Annotated in this window: 15 protein-coding genes and 1 other annotated feature; of the genes, 5 read left to right on the top strand and 10 right to left on the bottom strand. The window is 40.7% G+C overall.

The window, feature by feature from the left end:
- Positions 1-70 precede the first annotated feature (70 nt).
- Positions 71-270: a binding site (T-box leader), on the top strand.
- A 69-nt stretch (positions 271-339) separates the two neighbouring features.
- Positions 340-2781: a leucine--tRNA ligase gene (gene leuS, locus ACFO4R_RS06495; RefSeq protein ID WP_379788245.1), complete on the top strand. Its 2442-nt coding sequence runs from the start codon at positions 340-342 to the stop codon at positions 2779-2781.
- 408 nt (positions 2782-3189) lie between these two features.
- Here leuS and ACFO4R_RS06490 read toward each other — a convergent pair whose 3' ends face one another.
- The 5 genes from ACFO4R_RS06490 to rpoN form a co-directional block, all read right to left on the bottom strand.
- Complete coding sequence (locus tag ACFO4R_RS06490) at positions 3190-3648, bottom strand: GNAT family N-acetyltransferase (RefSeq protein WP_379788244.1); 459 nt, start codon at positions 3646-3648, stop codon at positions 3190-3192.
- Entirely contained in the window at positions 3629-4123 is a 495-nt protein-coding gene (locus tag ACFO4R_RS06485) for a GNAT family N-acetyltransferase (RefSeq protein ID WP_379788243.1), read from the bottom strand. Before ACFO4R_RS06485 ends, ACFO4R_RS06490 begins: the two co-directional genes overlap by 20 nt.
- A gap of 261 nt (positions 4124-4384) precedes the next feature.
- Positions 4385-4876, bottom strand: a complete 492-nt coding sequence (locus ACFO4R_RS06480; protein WP_379788242.1) for an FUSC family protein — start codon at positions 4874-4876, stop codon at positions 4385-4387.
- Positions 4877-5397: 521 nt separating this feature from the next.
- Positions 5398-6795, bottom strand: a complete 1398-nt coding sequence (locus ACFO4R_RS06475; RefSeq protein ID WP_379788241.1) for a sigma-54 interaction domain-containing protein — start codon at positions 6793-6795, stop codon at positions 5398-5400.
- A 14-nt stretch (positions 6796-6809) separates the two neighbouring features.
- Positions 6810-8150, bottom strand: coding sequence for an RNA polymerase factor sigma-54 (gene rpoN, locus ACFO4R_RS06470; protein ID WP_379788240.1), 1341 nt, complete (start codon positions 8148-8150; stop codon positions 6810-6812).
- Positions 8151-8548: 398 nt separating this feature from the next.
- Here rpoN and ACFO4R_RS06465 point away from each other — a divergent pair, with 398 nt between their 5' ends.
- From ACFO4R_RS06465 to phaC, 4 genes are all read left to right on the top strand, one after another.
- Positions 8549-9289, top strand: a complete 741-nt coding sequence (locus tag ACFO4R_RS06465) for an NAD-dependent protein deacylase (RefSeq protein WP_379788239.1) — start codon at positions 8549-8551, stop codon at positions 9287-9289.
- Between the two features lie 998 nt (positions 9290-10287).
- The gene (locus ACFO4R_RS06460; protein ID WP_379788238.1) at positions 10288-10695 is read left to right on the top strand and encodes a MaoC family dehydratase; all 408 of its coding nucleotides are present in this window, start codon (positions 10288-10290) and stop codon (positions 10693-10695) included.
- Positions 10696-10731: 36 nt separating this feature from the next.
- Positions 10732-12045 (top strand): poly(R)-hydroxyalkanoic acid synthase subunit PhaE, encoded by a 1314-nt coding sequence (locus tag ACFO4R_RS06455; RefSeq protein WP_379788237.1) that lies wholly within the window; start codon positions 10732-10734, stop codon positions 12043-12045.
- Positions 12046-12206: 161 nt separating this feature from the next.
- On the top strand, positions 12207-13283 hold the full coding sequence (gene phaC, locus ACFO4R_RS06450; RefSeq protein ID WP_379788236.1) for a class III poly(R)-hydroxyalkanoic acid synthase subunit PhaC: 1077 nt from the start codon (positions 12207-12209) through the stop codon (positions 13281-13283).
- A gap of 218 nt (positions 13284-13501) precedes the next feature.
- Here the strand turns inward: phaC and ychF are convergent, their stop codons facing one another.
- The 5 genes from ychF to ACFO4R_RS06425 form a co-directional block, all read right to left on the bottom strand.
- Positions 13502-14599 (bottom strand): redox-regulated ATPase YchF, encoded by a 1098-nt coding sequence (gene ychF / locus ACFO4R_RS06445; protein ID WP_379788234.1) that lies wholly within the window; start codon positions 14597-14599, stop codon positions 13502-13504.
- 1287 nt (positions 14600-15886) lie between these two features.
- A complete protein-coding gene (locus ACFO4R_RS06440; RefSeq protein ID WP_379788311.1) occupies positions 15887-18430 on the bottom strand; it encodes a M56 family metallopeptidase in 2544 nt (847 codons plus the stop codon).
- A gap of 25 nt (positions 18431-18455) precedes the next feature.
- Positions 18456-18815, bottom strand: a complete 360-nt coding sequence (locus ACFO4R_RS06435) for a BlaI/MecI/CopY family transcriptional regulator (protein ID WP_379788233.1) — start codon at positions 18813-18815, stop codon at positions 18456-18458.
- A 603-nt stretch (positions 18816-19418) separates the two neighbouring features.
- The gene (locus ACFO4R_RS06430; protein WP_379788231.1) at positions 19419-19865 is read right to left on the bottom strand and encodes a Fic family protein; all 447 of its coding nucleotides are present in this window, start codon (positions 19863-19865) and stop codon (positions 19419-19421) included.
- A 30-nt stretch (positions 19866-19895) separates the two neighbouring features.
- Complete coding sequence (locus ACFO4R_RS06425; protein WP_379788229.1) at positions 19896-20030, bottom strand: hypothetical protein; 135 nt, start codon at positions 20028-20030, stop codon at positions 19896-19898.
- Positions 20031-20033 lie beyond the last annotated feature (3 nt).

Genomic DNA, 20033 nt, shown 5'->3' with positions numbered 1-20033 from the left:
TCTCTGAAATTCACTTCAATTTTTACTTTTATGTTGATTTCCTGCACATAGTTTGTTATCATAGGTAGTAACATTTGCTGTGATAAGAAGTAGTAGAACCCCGATCATCCTCAGAGAGTCATCGGTTGCTGGAAGATGACGATGGGACGGTTTGAACTCGTCTTGGAGCAACCCGGCTAATCCCGGGCGTAACTTATGCGTTAAATAGTTTAAGCGGTCGGATGTATCCATCCGACAATTAGAGTGGTACCGCGATCCTTCGTCTCTATATTTGGAGACGGAGGTTTTTTTATACCGTTTTCAAAGTTTGTATCATTGGTCGAATACGAGGCGGCACCTATGTTTTATTCTATTTTTAAGGAGGTTTTTACCATGGATTACAATCCGAATCAAATTGAAAAAAAATGGCAGAAACATTGGGAAGATCATCAGACTTTCAAATCGGAGATCGATCCTTCCAAACCCAAGTTCTATAACCTGATCGAGTTCCCCTATCCCTCAGGTGCGGGACTTCACGTCGGACATATCCGTGCCTACACTTCTTTGGAAGTGCTCTCCAGAAAGAGAAGATTGGAAGGATACAACGTCCTCTTCCCCATTGGTTGGGATGCCTTCGGTCTGCCGACGGAAAATTATGCGATGCAAACCGGAGAACATCCTCGCGACGTTACCGATCGAAACATCGAAATTTTTTCCGAACAACTCAAGGCGACGGGCTATTCCTTCGATTGGAACAGAACCGTGGATACGACCGATCCGAACTATTTCAAGTGGACGCAGTGGATCTTTCTCCAAATGTATAAGCACGGTCTGGCTTACAAGGACAAGACTTATGTAAACTTCTGCAACCATTGTAAGGTGGTGCTTGCCAACGAGGAGTCTCAAAACGGTGTCTGTGATCGTTGCGACAGCGAAGTTGTCCAAATGGAGAAGGATGTATGGTTCCTTAAGATCAGAGAATATGCGGACAAGCTCCTGGACGGGCTGGAAGATTTGGATTTTCTTCCCCGCATCAAGTTGGAGCAGGAAAATTGGATAGGACGAAGCCACGGTGCACAGGTCGACTTTCCGATCAAAGACAGCGACGATGTGTTGACCGTCTTTACGACAAGACCCGACACCATCTTCGGTGCCACCTTTATGGTTATGGCTCCCGAACATCCTTATTTGAAAAAATATGAATCCTCCATACAAAACCTTGACGAGGTCAAGGCGTATCAAGAACTCGCAACCAAAAAAACCGAGTTTGAGCGCGTGCAGCTTGCAAAGGACAAGACGGGAGTTGAGGTCAAGGGACTGAGCGTAATCAATCCGATCAGCAAAGAGGAGGTTCCCATTTGGATCTCGGATTATGTTATGATGGGCTACGGAACAGGTGCCATTATGGCGGTCCCCGCTCACGATTCTCGCGACTGGGAGTTTGCCAAGAAATTCGACATCCCCATTGTTCCCACCGTCGAATGTGAAGATGTGCAAAACGAGTGTTATCTGACCGCCCTCGACGATATCGTGACCAATTCCGGTCCCTTTAACGGTCTGACGGTAAAAGAGGCAAAAGAAGCAGTTACAGACTATCTCGAAGAACATAAGCTCGGAATCCGCAAGACAAACTATAAGATGAAGAACTGGGCGTTCAACCGTCAGAGGTACTGGGGAGAACCGATTCCGATTATTCACTGTGAACATTGTGGAATGGTTCCCGTTCCTGAAGAAGACCTGCCGGTTACCTTGCCCGATGTAAAGGAGTACAAGCCGACGGATACGGGAGAATCTCCTCTTGCAAACATCGAAGAATGGGTGAACGTAACTTGTCCCGTCTGTGGAGAGCCTGCAAAAAGAGAAACCGACACCATGCCCCAATGGGCAGGTTCTTCCTGGTACTTCCTGAGGTATATGGATCCTCACAACAATGAGAAACTTGCTTCCAAAGAAGCACTCGATTATTGGGGGCCCGTCGATTGGTACAACGGAGGAATGGAGCATGTCAGTCGCCACCTGATCTATTCGAGATTTTGGCATCGCTTTCTCTATGATATCGGGGTCGTTTCCTACCCGGAACCCTACAAGAAGCGTACTGCTCAAGGGTTGATCCTCGGACCCGACGGCGAAAAAATGTCCAAGTCCAGAGGCAATGTCATCAACCCCAACGAGATTATCGACAACTACGGCGCCGATACGCTTCGGACCTATATTATGTTTATCGGAGACTACGAACGTTCGGCAGTCTGGTCCGACAGCAGTGTTAAGGGATGCAAGAGATTTCTCGACCGCGTATGGAAGTTACAGGATATGCTGAAGCCCGAGGACAGTTACAGCGAAAAACATCAATCTCTTATGCACAAGACAATCAAAAAGGTGAGTGAAGACTTCGAACAGGTCAAGTTCAACACGGCGATAGCGGCATTGATGACAGCGATTAACGAGTTCTACGACGATAAGTTTATCACAAAAAAAGAACTTCAGGACTTTATCACCTTACTCTACCCCATCGCTCCTCACATCTGCTGTGAAATCTGGGAGTTGCAGAACTACGACGGTCAGATGGACGATGCCTCCTGGCCTTCTTGGGATGAGAGCAAGACGATCGACGAAATCGTAGAGATTCCGATACAAATCAACGGAAAGGTAAGAGGGAAGATGACGATTTCCAAGGATGCCTCACAGGAAGAAGCTCTCTCTTCTATGAGCGGGGTCGACAGCGTCAGGGGCTTCGTTGAAGGAAAGCAGATCGTCAAACAGATCTACGTTCCCGGAAAGATCCTGAACCTTGTCGTAAAATAAAAACTGTCCGCAAGAAGATCCTATTGCAAAAAAAAACACCTCATACTTCACAAAGAGGAAGATATTCAAACATCCTTTCATATAAAAACGTCTATGTTCCCGTTTTGGAGAGCATAGACGTTTTTTTGTTGTATACTTTGATACTATTATTTCTTTGAGTTGTAGAATAAACGATCTGTGACCCATAGAGGATAAACAATTTTCACGGTCGAAAAATAGATACCTCCTTACTTCTGTTGGAGAATAGTATAAACCGTCACAAATCGATTTTCGGCGATGATATATTCTATAGAAACATCGCATAAAGGCAAGATCTTAATATCCCTTTGAGTTTACAAGCAACAAAAGTTTGTCAAATCAAAAGTTTTAAGAATTTCATCCTTCATATAAAATAGATTGTGCATTTTTTTAATTATTCGGTATTTTCAAATTTTTCCTTAAATAAATCATATCTACCAATTTAATACCACTTTCATAAATGGGATGATCATAATTGTCTATAAAAAAATCTTTAATAATATGTGAGTGAGAAAATCCACACTTTACATAAAAACCGATAGTTGCAGGACTATCTCCTGTACCAACTTGTAATATAGAAAATCGATCCCTATATTTATTAACGATAAAATCAATTAAAGCTCTGCCATAACCCATCCCCTGAAATCTTGGATTAGTGGCAATATTTTTTATTTCAAGAATTCCGTTTCCCTCATCAGTAACAACACACTCAGCTTTAATACCATTATCATCTAAAACAAACATCGTTCCTCTATCAATATATCTATCAATCATTTCTTCTTGTTCATCAGCAAGAAAAAGAAGCTCCATGAATTGTTTTTTATTTTCATTAACTTCTGATATCTTCATATTCCTGTCCTATAAATTCAAGCTTATTTGCCGGGATTCTCATTTTCATAGTATCTTTTCTTAATCCGATATTCTCATACAAACTTATCGCAGAAAAATTGTTATGTAAAACTTCTACTCCAACATCGATTATATTATTTTCTTCAAACCACTTAATATGAAGTTGCAAAAGCTTTTTCCCTATCCCTGCTCTTCTGTAATTTTCATCTACATATAATGTTGCAATTTCACTTGATTTTGTTTCACTTATTATTGACATACAATAAGCTACAACTTGTTTTTCTTCATTCTCTACAATTGTTATTTTTCTCATTTTAGATTTATTGAATAAGACTTTCATTCTCTCATTAAAACTCAAAGCATCATAATCGGTCGAAAAATCATTGGAATTTTCTTTATGGTAAAGCCTATTTTTCTCCCATAAATCCTTTACACAATCAATCTTTTCTTCCATTATGTCTTTATAAGCAAGCATTATTCAACTCTCCCTAATACTCCATTTATTTTTATAATTATACCACATTTCAACTTAGTTTTATAGGTATAACTCGCGCTTCTTTACCTGTGTTAGTCATCTGTTTTCTTACAACAACTTCTCTATACAGCTTCTAATTGCGGATCGTTCCCCTTCTTTTCACATTTCTATAAGAGGTACTTCCCTATATATCCGGCATTTTAAACGCAGAATGATCCTGTCACTGCTTCAGAAAAAGCGCAGGACCCATCCTTCTTCTCTTTATTTTTTTGACTTTTCGTGATGATGATGGAAGGGAGGCGGTTGCAGGATAAGGTTGACGGCAAGACCGATTCCCGTTCCCACAAAGGTGTGAAATATTCTACGCACCGCATAGATATGAGCTTCTCCGGTTTCTCCCATCAAGTAGACCACGGCAAAGTAGACGATACATCCGGGGACGATTGAATCCTCCAGCTTGAGATGGTAGTTGATCAGGATGACGGGGATCACTCCCAAAGAGCAGATCAAGATGTTATCGGTTACAAAGGTCATTGCAATCCCTATTACACCTCCTACGAGAGTGCCTACATTACGGATCAGAGCGTTGCGAAGCGATTCCTTCCCTGAGCGCCCCACCGCCACCGTGGTTCCTATACAGCCGAAGAAGGGGGTTTCCTTAAAAATATATTTCATTACAAGAGCCGTGACGGCAACCGCAACGACCGTCTTCCAGACCCTCAATCCTATTTTAAAGTTCTTTTTTGTCTCCATGGTTTTGTCTTCCTTCTATTTGAATTGGTTTTATACTATTTTGTTGATATGTTGATATTTGTCTTTATTTCTTGGTCTTGGTTATGAACCAAAAGGGTTCATATAAAAGTCAAGATTACTATGAATTTCAACGTGTCGTTACACTGTTATTCATTTGAAGCATTTATATCAGCATACTTTGTGTTATCAGTGATAAAATAGATCGCTTGCAGGCATGGATACAGCCTCACTTCTATCGGAGAATAGTATTACCGCTCTCTGTGCAAATCGGTTTTACTCTATAGTTTGTCCGCACATATCGTGGAAATATCGTATGGGAACAAGAGCAATATCGCACAAAGTTACATCTTGATTTCGTCGTTGTTTTATACAGTACAAATATCTTGTGAAATGAACATTTTCAACAGTTTTATTTTCGTATGAAGCCGGTTTCTCTCTGTTTTTTAGAATTATCCGGTATCGCACAAAGTATATTTTTCATATCGGCAAATGTCGTACCTTTGGTTCTTTCAGTTTAAAGCTCAATCCAACTTAAATTTTTTTATCTTATGTTGTAGGGTTTGGCGTTTGATCCTCAATTCTTTTGCCGCTCTCGACACATTGTTGTTGTTGTTTTGGAGGGCATTTAAAATCGCCTTCTTTTCAATCTCGTCCATAAAGGCATCCAGCCCTATCTCCGAGATAATCTCGTCTTTATCGAAATAGGAACTCATAGGGGAGCTGTCCTCTTCGACGTTGATTCTGTCCGCTGTAAGAATGTGTTCGGAATCGATCATCGACAGAGCTGCCATAATCACATTCTCCAATTCTCTTACATTGCCCGGGTAGTCATAACGAAGAAGTTTTTCCTTGGCTTCTTCCGCTATCATCCATATTTCCTTCCTGTATTTTTTGTTGTATTTTTCTACAAACTTATCTGCAAGCAGAAGGATATCATCTTTTCGCTCACGAAGTGCAGGGATGGTGATTGGAATGATGTTGAGGCGATAATAGAGGTCTCTTCGGATAATCCCCTTCTCTACCAGACTTTTCGGCTCCTCATTCGTCGTTGCGATGATCCTCACATCGAGGGGAATATCCTTCTTGCCCCCTACTCTGCGGACATAACCCTCTTGAAGAACCCGAAGGAGCTTGGCTTGAAGGTCATAGGACATGGAATTGATCTCGTCGAGAAGGAGGGTTCCTCCGTTTGCCTGTTCGAAGAGTCCTTCTCGATCGATTGCTCCGGTAAAACCTCCCTTTTCCGTTCCGAAGAGAATCCCTTCCAATAGAGAACCCGGAAGAGCGGCACAGTTTTGTGCCAAAAAAGGAGCCTTTCTTCTTTCTCCGTCAAAATGAATACTTTGAGCAATCAGTTCTTTTCCTGTTCCCGTCTCTCCATAGATCAGGACCGTTGCCGATGAATCTGCCGCCTTTTTGGCAACTTCAATCATTTTTTTAAACTTCCGATTCTTCCCGATGATGTTATGAAACCGATAGTTCTTGATTTTGTTCTCTATCAACTTCGTCGGCTGCTTGATCCCTTTTTGGAGTTCCAATATCGTGTCGGACATTGCTTGGATCTTGGTTATGTTTTGAGCAACTTCGATTGCAGCCACAACCTCTCCATCCACAAAAAAGGGAACGGTACTGTTGACCGTTACAATCTCTTTCCCGTCGGTGTTTTGGTAATGTTGCTTCTCGTTAAGGGTCTTCTCCCCTCTGTCAAGTGCCTTAAGCAAGGTACTGTTGCTCTTATCCAAAGTTCCGAATACACTTTGAAAAGGTTTTCCCAGCACTTCGGAAGCTCTCATATTTTCAATCTCCGCCATCGAATTGTTATAGATAAACGTTTTACCTTCCTTATCGATGATGTGTACCCCGTCATCGATCATCTCCAACAGGATGGAGATCATGGTCTTGTAGTCTTTTATCTTCACTTCTCCACCCCTTTCTACCTTCTCAACTCTTTTCTCTTGGACGAAGAGGCTATTTCCATCTCTTCCCTGTATTTGGCAATCGTTCTTCTGGAAACCGCGATCTCCTTTTCCAAGAGAAGATTCGCGATCTTTTGATCGCTTAAGGGAGATACCTTGTCCTCTTCATCAATAAGGCGCTTAATCTCTTTCTTGACATCGATATTGGAATACGATGTTCCGTCCTGTCCTTCGATTCTGCCCGAGAAGAAGAATCGAAATTCGTACAGGCCTTTGGGGGTCATCATGTACTTCCCGTTCACGGTTCTTGATACGGTAGATTCATGAAATCCCGTAAAAGTTGCAATGTCTTTCATTAACATGGGAGAGATCAGGGCGTTTTTCTGTGTGAAAAATGCCAGCTGAGTTTCTACGATCGCTTTGGCAATTTTGAGCACGGTATTCTTCCTCTGCTCAATGTTCTTAATCAAAAGGTTCGCTTTGTTGAGCCGGTCCTTGATATAATCCTTGGTCTCCTTATCGTTTCCGTGGAGAAGTTCCTTGGTAAACAAAGATGAGATATAGATACTTGGAACACTGTATTCATTAAAGAACACATCGACTTCTTCGTTCTGTATCTCGACAAAGACATCGGGTACAATATAGTTGGTATCCTCAGCACTGAAATTCCTGCCGGGCTTGGGTTCCAAGGTCCTGATAATGTCGATGTGATCCGCCAAAGCCTTGGAGGAGAGACGATATTTCTTCTCCAATTCGGGAAATTTTCGGTCTGCGACGAGAGAGAGATCGTTTTGTACGATGTCGATCAAAACCTTATCGTTCAAATTCCTTGCCTTCAATTGAAGCAGGAGTGCTTCTTCCAAACTTCTCGCGCCGATCCCGATCGGTTCTACCATTTGGATTTTAAAGAGGACCTCTTCGAATTTTTCCCGAGATATGCCTCTGCTTTCACAATATTCTTCAACATCGATACGAAAATACCCGTCATCATCCAACTGCCTTACGATATCCTCGGCGATATATCGCTGCTCACGATCAAAGTCAATCATCGAGAGTTCCTCTTGAATATGCTCATACAAAGTTACTTTTCCCACAATATAGTTTTCGGGGTTATAGTCATTGTTGTAACTTTCTTCTTTTTCGTAACGTATCAGATTGTGTTTTTGAATGTCTTTGATGTAGTTTTCCCAGTCCGCATCGTCTTTGGGCGAAGCCTCCAACAGAGGATTTTCTTCGACTTCTCTTGTGATATGTTCTTGGAGTTGAAAGGAATTCATTTGTAAGATTTCCAGTGATTGCTTCAATTCCCGGGTCAATATCATCTTCTGTGTCTGTTTTAACTGCAATTCAAAATTCAACGAAATCCCTCCTTGGTTACAACTTCATTTTTTCGTTCCAAGCTCCGTTACAGATTGATTTTCCGATGACAAAAGTCGCATTGCATCCTCCCACGATGAAAAACGTGTACAAGATGTTGTCACAGAAAAACAACCTCTTGTACAACCATACCATTGTCGGACTGCCAAGAACGGCTCCGGCTGGAACATCAAGCTTCGTTCCCGCATACAAACAGAGATAAGAAGTCTTCCCTGTACGCTCGTTCCTTGTGGAGTGCAAAACCGCTTCAAGGTCTTACTACTATAGTGCAATTTTTTTTGCATTATGTCAACCGATTCTTTAAGAAATATGATAAAATATAGGTATAATTCGTAATTTTTTGTATATTTGTTCTTGATGTCAATAGAAAGGAGTTATTATGGAAGCCTTAAAAACGTTGATCAAGTGGATACAGGAATCGGACAACCTTGTGTTTTTCGGCGGAGCGGGAGTTTCGACCGAGAGCAATATCCCTGATTTTAGAAGCTCTGTTGGCCTTTATTCCACAACCTACGGCAAGTTCTCCCCGGAGATGATCTTGAGCAGGACATTCTTTCACTCGCATACGAAGGATTTCTTTCGTTTTTACAGGGACAAGATGCTCTATCCCGAAGCAAGACCCAACGAGGCACACAAGGCACTTGCAAAACTTGAAAACTTGGGAAAACTCAAAGCCGTTATCACCCAAAACATTGACGGCCTCCACCAGGATGCCGGCTCCGTCAGGGTTTTGGAACTGCACGGAAGTGTTCGAAACAACCGCTGTATGGCCTGCAATGAGGAATATGACTTGGACTATATCTGCTCCTTCGAAGATATCCCTTACTGCAAGCTCTGTAACAACATCGTAAAGCCCGTTGTCACCCTCTATGAAGAAGCTCTGGATATGGAGGTCCTCGAGCGTTCCATCCAAGCCGTCAACGACTGCGATGTGCTCATCGTCGGAGGCACTTCGCTGCAAGTCTATCCCGCAGCCTCTTTGACAAGGTACTACCGCGGCAACAAACTCGTGCTGATCAATATGGATCCCACTCCCTACGACAGCCGCGCCGACCTTCTGATCCACGGTCGAATTGGAGAAGTCTTAAAACAGGCAGTCTCTTCCCTTGAATCTCACTAAGATAAGACCTCCTTATCACAAAATAGCGGACCGTTCTCTATGCGAAGGCCAATCTTCTTGAGATCTTTTGTTTCATAAAAGAAATACCGCACAAAGGCATCCGGCTCTTTCGCCTTAATTTATGGATAACGGAACGTTGATAAAATGAACAGTTCCGGAAGATATACTCTTCATATAAAGTATGGTTTTATACTAAAACCCAATTAAAATGTCAGGTGTATGGGAGGTATGGAGATAAATCGGAATTGATAGTAAATGAAAGTGCAAACGGAACGAGGACGGTTTTGGAGCCGAACACCAAGTCGTGAACCATAGCATCGGAACTTTCCAAGGCTCAAACAGCTGATTTATATGTTTCATCCGTTCGCAACGGCTTAGCAAACTTCGTCATTCACTGCGTTTCCCCTTCTCTTCTACGCATTGCTCCGCTGTCGGATTTTTCAATCGATCGCAAGCCTTGCCTGCTCTCGAGAGCAGAGTTATCGTTCTTTGTTTTTGACTTTCATATCCGAGTCCCGTGTTGAAACATACTCATACAGATAACGAGGCAATGCAACAGATAATAGTATAAGATGTTTTTTCAAATTATGTGGTATTGCCATAGCGTAAAAAAAAGGAACATCGTTGTCTTATTGACAACACAGGATGTTCCTTCTGATTGTATCACATACTTCCTTTCACTTGTGAAGCGTACCCATCCCGCTTTAGAACAAAACACAAATATATTAAATATTTCTCATACTGTTTTTATTTTTATTTTATTATTCTAAAAAATTTATTGTAAAAATACAGAATATAATGTATAATGTAATTAACAACAACAAATTCAAACCACTCTGTTTATGACCGCTCACCTTCTTTCCCCTAACAACGTGCGTTTTTCTATACAATTTCAAACATCACGGACGACAGTTTTAAGTGCATCGATGTTTTTTCAAGACATATTGTTTTTTATTCTCAAATGAGCGAGATGTTTTTTGAAAAGAGGAGGTAATCCGATGGATTATAACAAAATCAAAGTAGGAGACTCTGCAACGGTATCGAAATGTTTTTTCGAAGAAGATGTCGTAGATTTTGCCGACCTTTCCACAGATAACAACCCGATCCATTTAGACAAACAATATGCAGAACACACCGTCTTTAAGAAAAATATTGTCCATGGAATGTTGGTGTCATCATTGATTTCATCCGTGCTCGGAACAAAACTCCCGGGCGAGGGATCCATCTATCTGAAACAGAGTTTGGAGTTTTTAAAACCCGTCTACTTTGGGGAAGAATGTACAGCGGAAGTAAAAGTGGTATCAAAAAATGACGATAAGCGAATCCTGGTCCTGGAAACCTCCGTAACGAAGGAAGACGGAAAAACAAAGGTTATCTCGGGACAGGCGGTTATCAAAAAGATGTAACGATATTTCATTGGATGATTCGGGAGGAACAGTACTATGAACAACGATTTCTTCAAAAGTATGGCAGAATCTCAAAAAAACATGATGACTATGTGGCAGGACCTGTACAAGAATATGACTCAAGCAAACGAGAACCCTTATTACAAAGCAATGGGAGATTTTCTCGAGATGCAAAAAAACTATATGGACCTTATGAGTGCAAAACCCTCGGGAGATCAAACCAAGACATGGTTTGATTATTTTAATCCTTCTTCTTTTGACCCGGGAATGTTCGAACAATTTATGAACTTTCAAAAAAACTATATGAATTTTCTCTCCAATATGATGCAACAAAACCCGAACTTCTCAAACATGCCGTTTCCTTTTGTGGATATGAACCAATGGAGCGAAAATCAAAAATCACTGAACGAATACTTCGACAAGTTCAAGCAATACTACAACCCGCTTGAAATCGGAAAAACCTTTTCTCCGGCTGCGAAGGATCTCTTTGAAAAAATGATGAATGCCAACACCTACTATTTGAATATGTATCAGTTATGGAAAGAGTTGGAGCGATCCAATGTAAAACCGACGACCGACGAGATCAGAAAGTTTTCCTCTATGCTTGTCGAAAAATACAGTCCGATTTTTAAAGACATGGTAATTCCTCTTCTACCGCAGGAGTTCCAGCCTCTTATGAAAAATTCCTTCGATCTGTTTAAGACCTATATCGATACCGGAATTGATTTTTATACTCCTTGGATGAATAACTACTCCAACTTGAGAGACCTCTTTGTGGAGGGAGTGCTTGACGACAAAACCAAGCTGGGATCATTCTTTGAACTTTGGAGGGAGCAATTTGATAAGACTTTCGGAGCCGTTCTTCTATCGCCTTCCTTCGGAATCAACAAGGAATTGATCGAACAGCAGAACAAGACCTTCGATACCTATATCGATATGTTGTTACTGGGGATTGATTTTACAACACGAATCTTGGCAGTACAAAACGAAAACATCGATGACATCATCAGAAAGTATTTTGAAATGGCGGAAAAAGGAAGTCAACCGAAATCATTCAGCGAGTTCTACAAATACTGGACCACGGAATTGGAGCGTATCTTGGAATCCTACTTCGCAACTCCTGAATATTCCAAACTTTTGGGACAAATTTCTTCCGTAGCGATGGACTACAAGATGGAGATGCAAAAACTGACCGAAAAATACCTTGAAGAAACCCCTTTGGTAACCCGAAGCGAGATGGACAGTCTGTACAAGACCATCTATGATTTGAAAAAAGAAGTGAGAAGTTCTAAAAAAACACAAAAGCAATCTCAGTCCAAATCTAAACGTGATGAAGAGGACAACGTGTAGAAAGAACATCCTTCCTCAAAACCAAGAAAAAAATACATCACCTCTTCATTTGGAAGAATTTAAACTTAAAAGGAAAAAACTGCCTTTTCTCTCCACCCTTGAACCCTTGATGCGGAGAAAGCAGTTTTTTCCTTAATATTACAACAAAAAGGAGAAACTATATGTGCAAGGTCTATGATTGGAAAAAAAATTTCGAAGACAACATCAAAATACAAAAAAAGTTTCTGGAAGGTTTTGAAACCATGATGCATTTAAACGACACAAAGCCCGGGTTTTCCAAAAAGACAGAAATCTATGCGGAGGACAAGATGAGACTCTACCGCTACAAACCTCTGAAAAAAGATATCTCTTCCATCCCTACCCTGATTATCTATGCCCTGGTAAACCGTGAGACGATGATGGATCTTCAGGAAGGCAACAGCTTTGTCGAAAGTATGCTCAATGACGGTCATGACTTGTATATCATCGATTGGGGCTATCCTACACACGAAGATATGTACCTGACATTAGAAGATTACATTGAGGAATATATTGACAATGCGGTCGAAGCGGTAAAAAACGATTCCAGAAGTAAGAAGATAAATATTCTCGGAGTGTGTCAAGGCGGTACCCTATCGTTGATCTACAGTGCCCTTCATCCCGAAAATGTAAATTCCCTCATAACCATGGTCGCTCCTGTTGATTTTTCAACCGATGACGGTCTTCTCTTCCGTTGGAGCAAAGACTTGAATATCGACAAAATGGTCGATGCCTATGGAGTGATCCCCGGAGACTTTATGAACAACGGATTTTTGACCTTAAAACCCATCTCTCTCATGATAAGTAAGTATCTCAACCTGATCGACGACTTCGACAAGCCCGATGTAATGCACAATTTTTTGACCATGGAAAACTGGATCTTTGACAGCCCGGGACAGGCGGGAGAAACCATACGTCAATTTATCAACGACCTCTACAAGAAGAATAAGTTGATCAAGGGAGAACTGATGATAGGTCAAAAACAGGTGAATCTCAAAAACATCACCATGCCCGTCCTAAACATCTATGCCGAAAAAGATCATATTGTTCCTCCCGCTGCCAGTAAGCCTCTGGAGCAATATATCGGAACGAAAGACATCGAAACCCACAGTATCCCCACAGGCCACATCGGAATGTATGTAAGCTCCAAATCAAAAAAACAGGTATCCCCTCTCATCTCCGGATGGCTTAAAAAGAAGTCCGAGAATCCGAAAAAATAGAGTCCTTCACTTTTTGTGAGATATAGGGCGGAGCAAACTACAGCTTCAATCATAGCTTCTACCGCACAAAATGAAGTGTAGAGAAATCCTATGATACCGATTTTTCTGTAAAGTAAAGAAGTGGTATTAAATGATCCTCTTGTCATTTGATACCACTTCTGTTTTGTATGAAGAAATAAAGGTCACATCCTATTATCGGTTTCCCGCTCAACAGACAGCTATACGTTAAAGCGGAAAAGAACGACATCTCCGTCCTTCATCACATACTCCTTGCCTTCCAGACGAACGATCCCCTTTTCTTTGGCAGCCGTCATATTGCCCCCCGAAGCGATCAAGTCTTCAAAGGCGATGGTCTCCGCACGGATGAAGCCCCTCTCAATATCGGAGTGAATCTTTCCTGCCGCCTGTTGTGCCTTTGTACCCTTCCTGATCGTCCAAGCTCTGCTCTCCATGGGTCCCGCTGTCAAGAATGAAATAAGACCCAAAAGTGAATAACTCTCCTTTACAAGCTTGTCCAAACCGGATTCACCGATGCCCATATCTTGGAGAAACTCTTTTCTCTCCTCCTCATCCAGCTGAGAGATCTCATACTCCAGCCCTGCACAGATCGCAACCACACCTGCCTTCTCCGACTGAGCAAACTCCTGCACCTGTTTGACATAGGCATTGTCTTCGATTCCCGTGGAAAAATCCTGCTCGGAAACATTTGCCACGTAGATGATCGGCTTGTTGCTCAGAAGGTTCAAACTCTTGACAAACTCGGTATCTTCCTCCGAAAACTCCATGGTTCGAACGGAAAGGGAGTTCTCCAGAGTCTTGTAGATCGCATCCATGATCTCCAGTTCCTTGTTGAGGGAAGCATCTCCCTTTGCCATCTTCTTCGTCTTTTGAATCCGCTTGTCCAAAACCTCCATATCCGAAAAAATCAACTCCAAGTTGATGGTTTCGATATCGCGAAGCGGGCTGATGCTTCCATCGACGTGGACGATGTTTTCGTCATCGAAACAGCGAACGACGTGAACAATCGCCTCCACCTCACGGATGTGGGACAGGAACTTGTTGCCCAGACCCTCTCCCTTGCTCGCTCCCTTTACCAGACCGGCGATATCGTAAAACTCGATATAGGTGGGAACGATCTTCTTCGAATCATAAATCTTGGCCAATGCATCCAAACGCGGATCCGGTACCGATACTACACCGACATTGGGTTCAATTGTACAGAACGGATAGTTGGCAGACTCCGCCCCCGCATTTGTGATCGCATTGAACAGAGTACTTTTCCCGACGTTGGGCAATCCTACGATTCCTAATTTCATTTATTGCACATCTCCTTTATTCTTGGGGTAATTTTATGGTTTATACTATTGCAACGACACGTTGAAATTCATAGTGATTTCGACTTTGATATGAACTCCCTTGTCTATAACAAAGATAGGAAATAAAGATAACTGTCAATATGTCGGCACACTATTTTCTGTTTAAAATGCCGGGTATAAAAAGGCGAAAAACACTTGGGACGATTGTAGTTCAAAGCCTTCAACCTGTGAATTTTACTGGAAGGATACCGCACAATTCGCAAAGTAAACCTGAATCCGTGTTCACATTAGGGATAAAGTTCTTGAAACAGTTCGTTTCACAACCTCTTTGTATTTTGTAAAGCAATAAAAAGAACCGTTTGTATCTTTGTGCGATGTTTCCTTAGATAATTGTATTACAAGGTGTTATCCCTTAAGAAATTTCATACTGTCCTTCTCAAATCATACCGACATTCCGGATGTTTCCGTTATAAAAATCATCCTGTCTTACTAAGTGCGGAAATTCCCTTATAAAACCATACAGAGCTTTCCGTTATAAAAATCATCCTGTCTTACCCTTTATTCGTATACTCTTTTTCTATCTGTTTCGGTATAGATTATATCAGAGGAATCTGTTATTTTCAAGCTTTTCACTTTTAGAGAATGAACTTTTGCCATTTGTGTTCTGTTACAGGTACTGACCCCTGATGAAATTATTTGTGAGACACCTCCCGTTCTGCAAGTGAGGAAATTATTCGTACTGTGGAGATACTTTTCAAGAGCGAATTACCTATCCGCCTCTAATAAATGAAACATCGCTATAAATCACTTATTTGAGAATCAAGAACTTCTAATGCTATGTTTCGCAACTTGGCTCGTTATTCCGAAAACAAAGTATTCGTTCCGCTTTTCATGCCATTTTTCAATAGAAGTATGGATATATCCGTTTTCAAACTACAAAAAGTTGATTTATCTTCTATAGGTCACAGATTATTTATATCCACAACTCAAAAGAATAATAGTATCACTCATTTCTTTACTGGAATACGGTTCGTTTTCAGATATACCCCAGTGTATTGACACGTTGAAATTCAAAGTAATCTCGACTTTGATATGAACTTTTTTGATCTATAACCAAGATAAGAAATACAGATAAATATCATTATATCAATAGATTAGTGTTCTGATATGTTGATATTTATATCAATTTCACCTGTGTCGTTAAATCTTCCGTATCACAGCAATACCAAGTGAGGATAAGTATCAATGCGCCAATAAATTTGTATTTTTCTCACTTGGACAAAAATTTTACAGCGTTTTCCACTTTTTCTGTACTATACTATAGTCCATATCCACCTTTCCTCCTCCATGTCCCGTAACAGCTTTAAAACTATATGTCTTTGCACCCCAGAAGCCGTCTTTGACGGAAGCTGTGACATAATTTTCTTTTCCCGGAGATACTATAAGAGGGTTCTTCTCGTTAATCGTTATAACGATATCGACAAGACCGTTGTTTTTAACAATAAATACCACTTCTTCTCCATTCTTCTCGGAGAGAATATAATTTGTTTTATACTGAGAATTTGAGTTGTGTCTTCCCTCTGTCAATTCAAATTCAGAGCTTTCAAAAATCCTACCCTCGTCTTCGGCTGCGTGTTCTTCATAGTTCTGTTCCACACCATGTTCAAAATAAACCTGACCTCTTACAATAGAGAATTTTATTTTTTGATTGCTGGTTCTCATTGCAATTTCGCCAAATTTTTTCTCGATCATCTGTTTATTCATCTTTACCATCTCTTGCGTTTTCGTTTCACTCCAAAATCTTTGTATTTCGGATAGAACTTCACTAAGGTAACGATCTCTTTCTCCAATACTGAGCCGATCTTGATTTTCGATATGGTAAGAAAGCTGATAGGAAGCGTTACACCACATAGACACTTCATTTCCGGAGTGTTCTTCTTTTATCGGAAGATCTATGTTCAGGATTGGATTTCGTACCGGTTCAGATGTGTGGTGGCTTCGTACCAATTCGGCATTTTCAATTCCGGAAGCACGTACAGTAAGTTCGATAAAGGTTTTTTCCTCTTCGGATAAAGGGATTTGATACTCCTTACGAATATCATCCATAGCAACTCGTTCCGAGCGACCATAATCTTCATTTGCCCATTCAATCAGATTTCTGTTAAACTCCGAAACAGACATAGTTTGATAATCCGGTGTTTTAAGAGCAAGCAAAGACCGATAATCCTCCCTTGTTGCATTCGGATATTCCCTTCTCTCCTGTTCCTTTGTTTGAATTTCTTCAGTATTACCTTCTTTTAGACCGGACAGAGGCTGATACATATAGTTTAAATCTATTTGAAGTTTATCGTTGCTGTAACGCATTTCAATACTTTCAACTGCCGCTCGGATGTGATCGTTCATAAAATCTTCATCCTGCAGTTGCTCCAAGGTCTTATTTTGTATCAATTCATGTAATTCCCTGTTAATACTCAAACGAATCTTATCATATTCCCCCACAGTGAGAGTCTGAGGATTTTTGATTGCCAAAGTAAAAGAATACTCCATCACGGCATTATCCGAAGCCTCTTCATAATTTGTTTGTACATACCCTCCGAACTCTCTTTCCTTCCATTTTTCAGCAGTAAGCGGTTCCAACGTGTTGAACAGGAAAGAAGCGATATCGTCACTGTCTTTTTGTTCATACAAAGCACCATCCGTAGAAATACGCTCCCACAATTTTTGATATTCAGGGGTATCCATAATCGTCCAAACTTTATTTTGATATTGTGTAATACTCATTTCTTCATACCCATCAAATTTCAAAGCAAGTAGTTTCTCAACTTCTTCCATTGACAGATGCATATCCTCATCTTTTTGTTTGTGTGTTACATCGGATGTGGCAAATGCGACTGTAACACCTATGATCAATACTGTTGCCAAAACAAGAGTAAATATGGAGCTCTTCTTTGATTTCATAATGGCACAAATCCTTTCTTCAACGGCATTTTTGCTAAAGTTATTACAAAGAGGCATAATGCCCGTTTTTTGAATTTCCATCTCAATCAAAGCACGTGCATAGGAGGATTTTCTTTGCTCGCCCAAAAGGTAGATCACGGTTTCATCACAGGCAAGTTCGATATCACGATTCAACAGCAGAAACATCATCCAAACCGCAGGATTAAACCAGTGAATACAGACAGATAAAATAAGAACCGCTTTATATAAAATATCAAAACGCCGAATATGAATATATTCATGTGTTAAAATATATTCCAGAAGTTTTGTATCCTTCATGTCCAAGTGTTGAGGAAGCAATATTACCGGTTGAACTATACCGTAACTGAGTGGAGTGGAAACTCGGTCAGAGCATTGTATAGAAAGTGTTCTTCTGAGAGGATGTCTCCTCTTCCATTCCTGAATAAACTTGGTTTCAAGCGGCAACGAATGTTTGAATTTGTTTATTCCTCTACGGTAGGCAAGAAGAAAAAAACCTGAACACATCAGAAATCCGACCCACCAAACCACCTTCCGAATCGATATTGTAGGATGACTCCACCCGTGCTCTTCTCTTGTTTGAAGATTTTCCTCATCCGTTTGTTGCTCTATCACTTTATTTTCATTCACAAAAAATTCATGAACAGAAGATTCTTCGCGGTAAATGCTTGATTCAACACTCTGATCCGGTATCCACGAATAGACACTCAAAACGGATGGAATTTCGACAGGTACCAATAGACGAAAGATTACCGGAATCCACAAAATCATAAATGTTTTCTTAGGCAATTTATAAATAAACATGGTGCGTAATATCGTAATGACAACGATAAGTATTCCAGCAGAAGTACTCATTTGCAACAAACTCATTTCTCTCACCTCACTCTAAATTTTTTACAAGATCTTTCAATTTTTGAATTTGTTTTTCGGAGAGCTGTTGATTTCCAATCAATGCTGCAAACATTTTATCAATAGAACCGTCAAACATTTTCTCTATGAGTTCTTTTGTTTCTGCAACCTGCACTTCTTCTTTTGCAATGAGTGCATGACACATAAAGTTCGGTTCGGATCTCTCAATGGCTCCTTTTTTGATACATCTTTTGATCAACGTATAAGTTGTATTCATATTCCAACCTATTTCTTCATTTAGCACATTGGATATATGCTTGGCAGTACAATCTCCTTGCTTCCAAAGAACCTTCATTACCTTAAGTTCCGAATCAAATAATTTGATACTCATAATGACCCCTCCCTCAAAAGACTGTAGTAGTTTATAAAATGATTTTATCATACCTCTCAAAAAAATGTCAATACTACTCTAGTAGTTTTCCGGAGAATTCATTGAGCCACGAGATACTTTCCCTACTCTTCCGTACTCATATCATATAGCTTCCCTTGAATAGTGGAAATACGCGCTTTACACGATTTACCAATTAGAAGAAGGGATATCCGCTCTATAAATACTAAAATATTTGAGCAACCGCAAAATAGTCGGAATCGAGGTCGAGCATTTAAATAAATGATGGTGGCAGCGAAACGTTGCACGAAGACAGATCCTGTTCATTCTATAATTCTGCAAAGTGCAACAATCTCATAAGATGAGAATATCAACACTTTTTTTCTTGCCAAATCGTTTTGATTCTGTCCTTTTGAATTACACAGAATTTCCTCGTATAATCTCGTATATTAAAGTAAAGTATAGTATAACAACAAACTTCCTCATCGGAGTTCAAGTTTTATCTGAACTCCGAAATAAAATCAAAAAAACTCCCCTCCCTTTTATGGGACAATAGCAATATAAGATGGAGGTTGTCAGGTATTGTTTGATATAAAATCTCGCCCTCTAAAGCAGTTCTTTCTCCGCAACTATATAGCGGGTGGATCTGCCTCTTCCTACCGGGCTTATCTTTTCTTCTTCCTGTAATTCTTTGAGGGCTCTCTCCACCGTTCTCTGAGAGATATCCGGACAGAGGATCATGATATCTCTTTTGGAGAGGGGTTCGAAGGACTTTTCGATCACCGAAAACACTCTTTGAGGCGAGGTCGGTTTCTTTTCTCCGATCAGTCTGAACCTCTCATCGCACTCGACATAGGCCTTGAGAATAACACCCGACATATATCTGATAAAGGGCAGTACGTCATTTTCTCCCTCATGCCGGTTTCGACCCGATTCTTGCAGGCTCTCATAGTAGGATTCCTTGCTCTCTTCGATCAACATTTCGATACTGATGTACCTTCCCACGAAGTAATCGAACTTGTATAACAAAAGAAGGGTCAATATCCTGCTCATCCTTCCGTTTGTATCATCAAAGGGATGGATTCACAAGAAGTCGTGGATCACCGCAGGGATAAGGAGCCGGGGAGGAATATCCGATTTTATGGCAAGATTGTAGGATTTGACTGTCTCATCGAAGTATCTCTCGGTCTCAAAACTTCTTACAGGTTTAAATCTCACCTT

The organism is Filifactor villosus (assembly GCF_042652965.1).
Classification (GTDB): domain Bacteria; phylum Bacillota; class Clostridia; order Peptostreptococcales; family Filifactoraceae; genus Filifactor; species Filifactor villosus.
The sequence above is the reverse complement of the archived record's forward strand: the minus strand, read 5'-3'. Positions and strand labels throughout refer to the sequence as shown.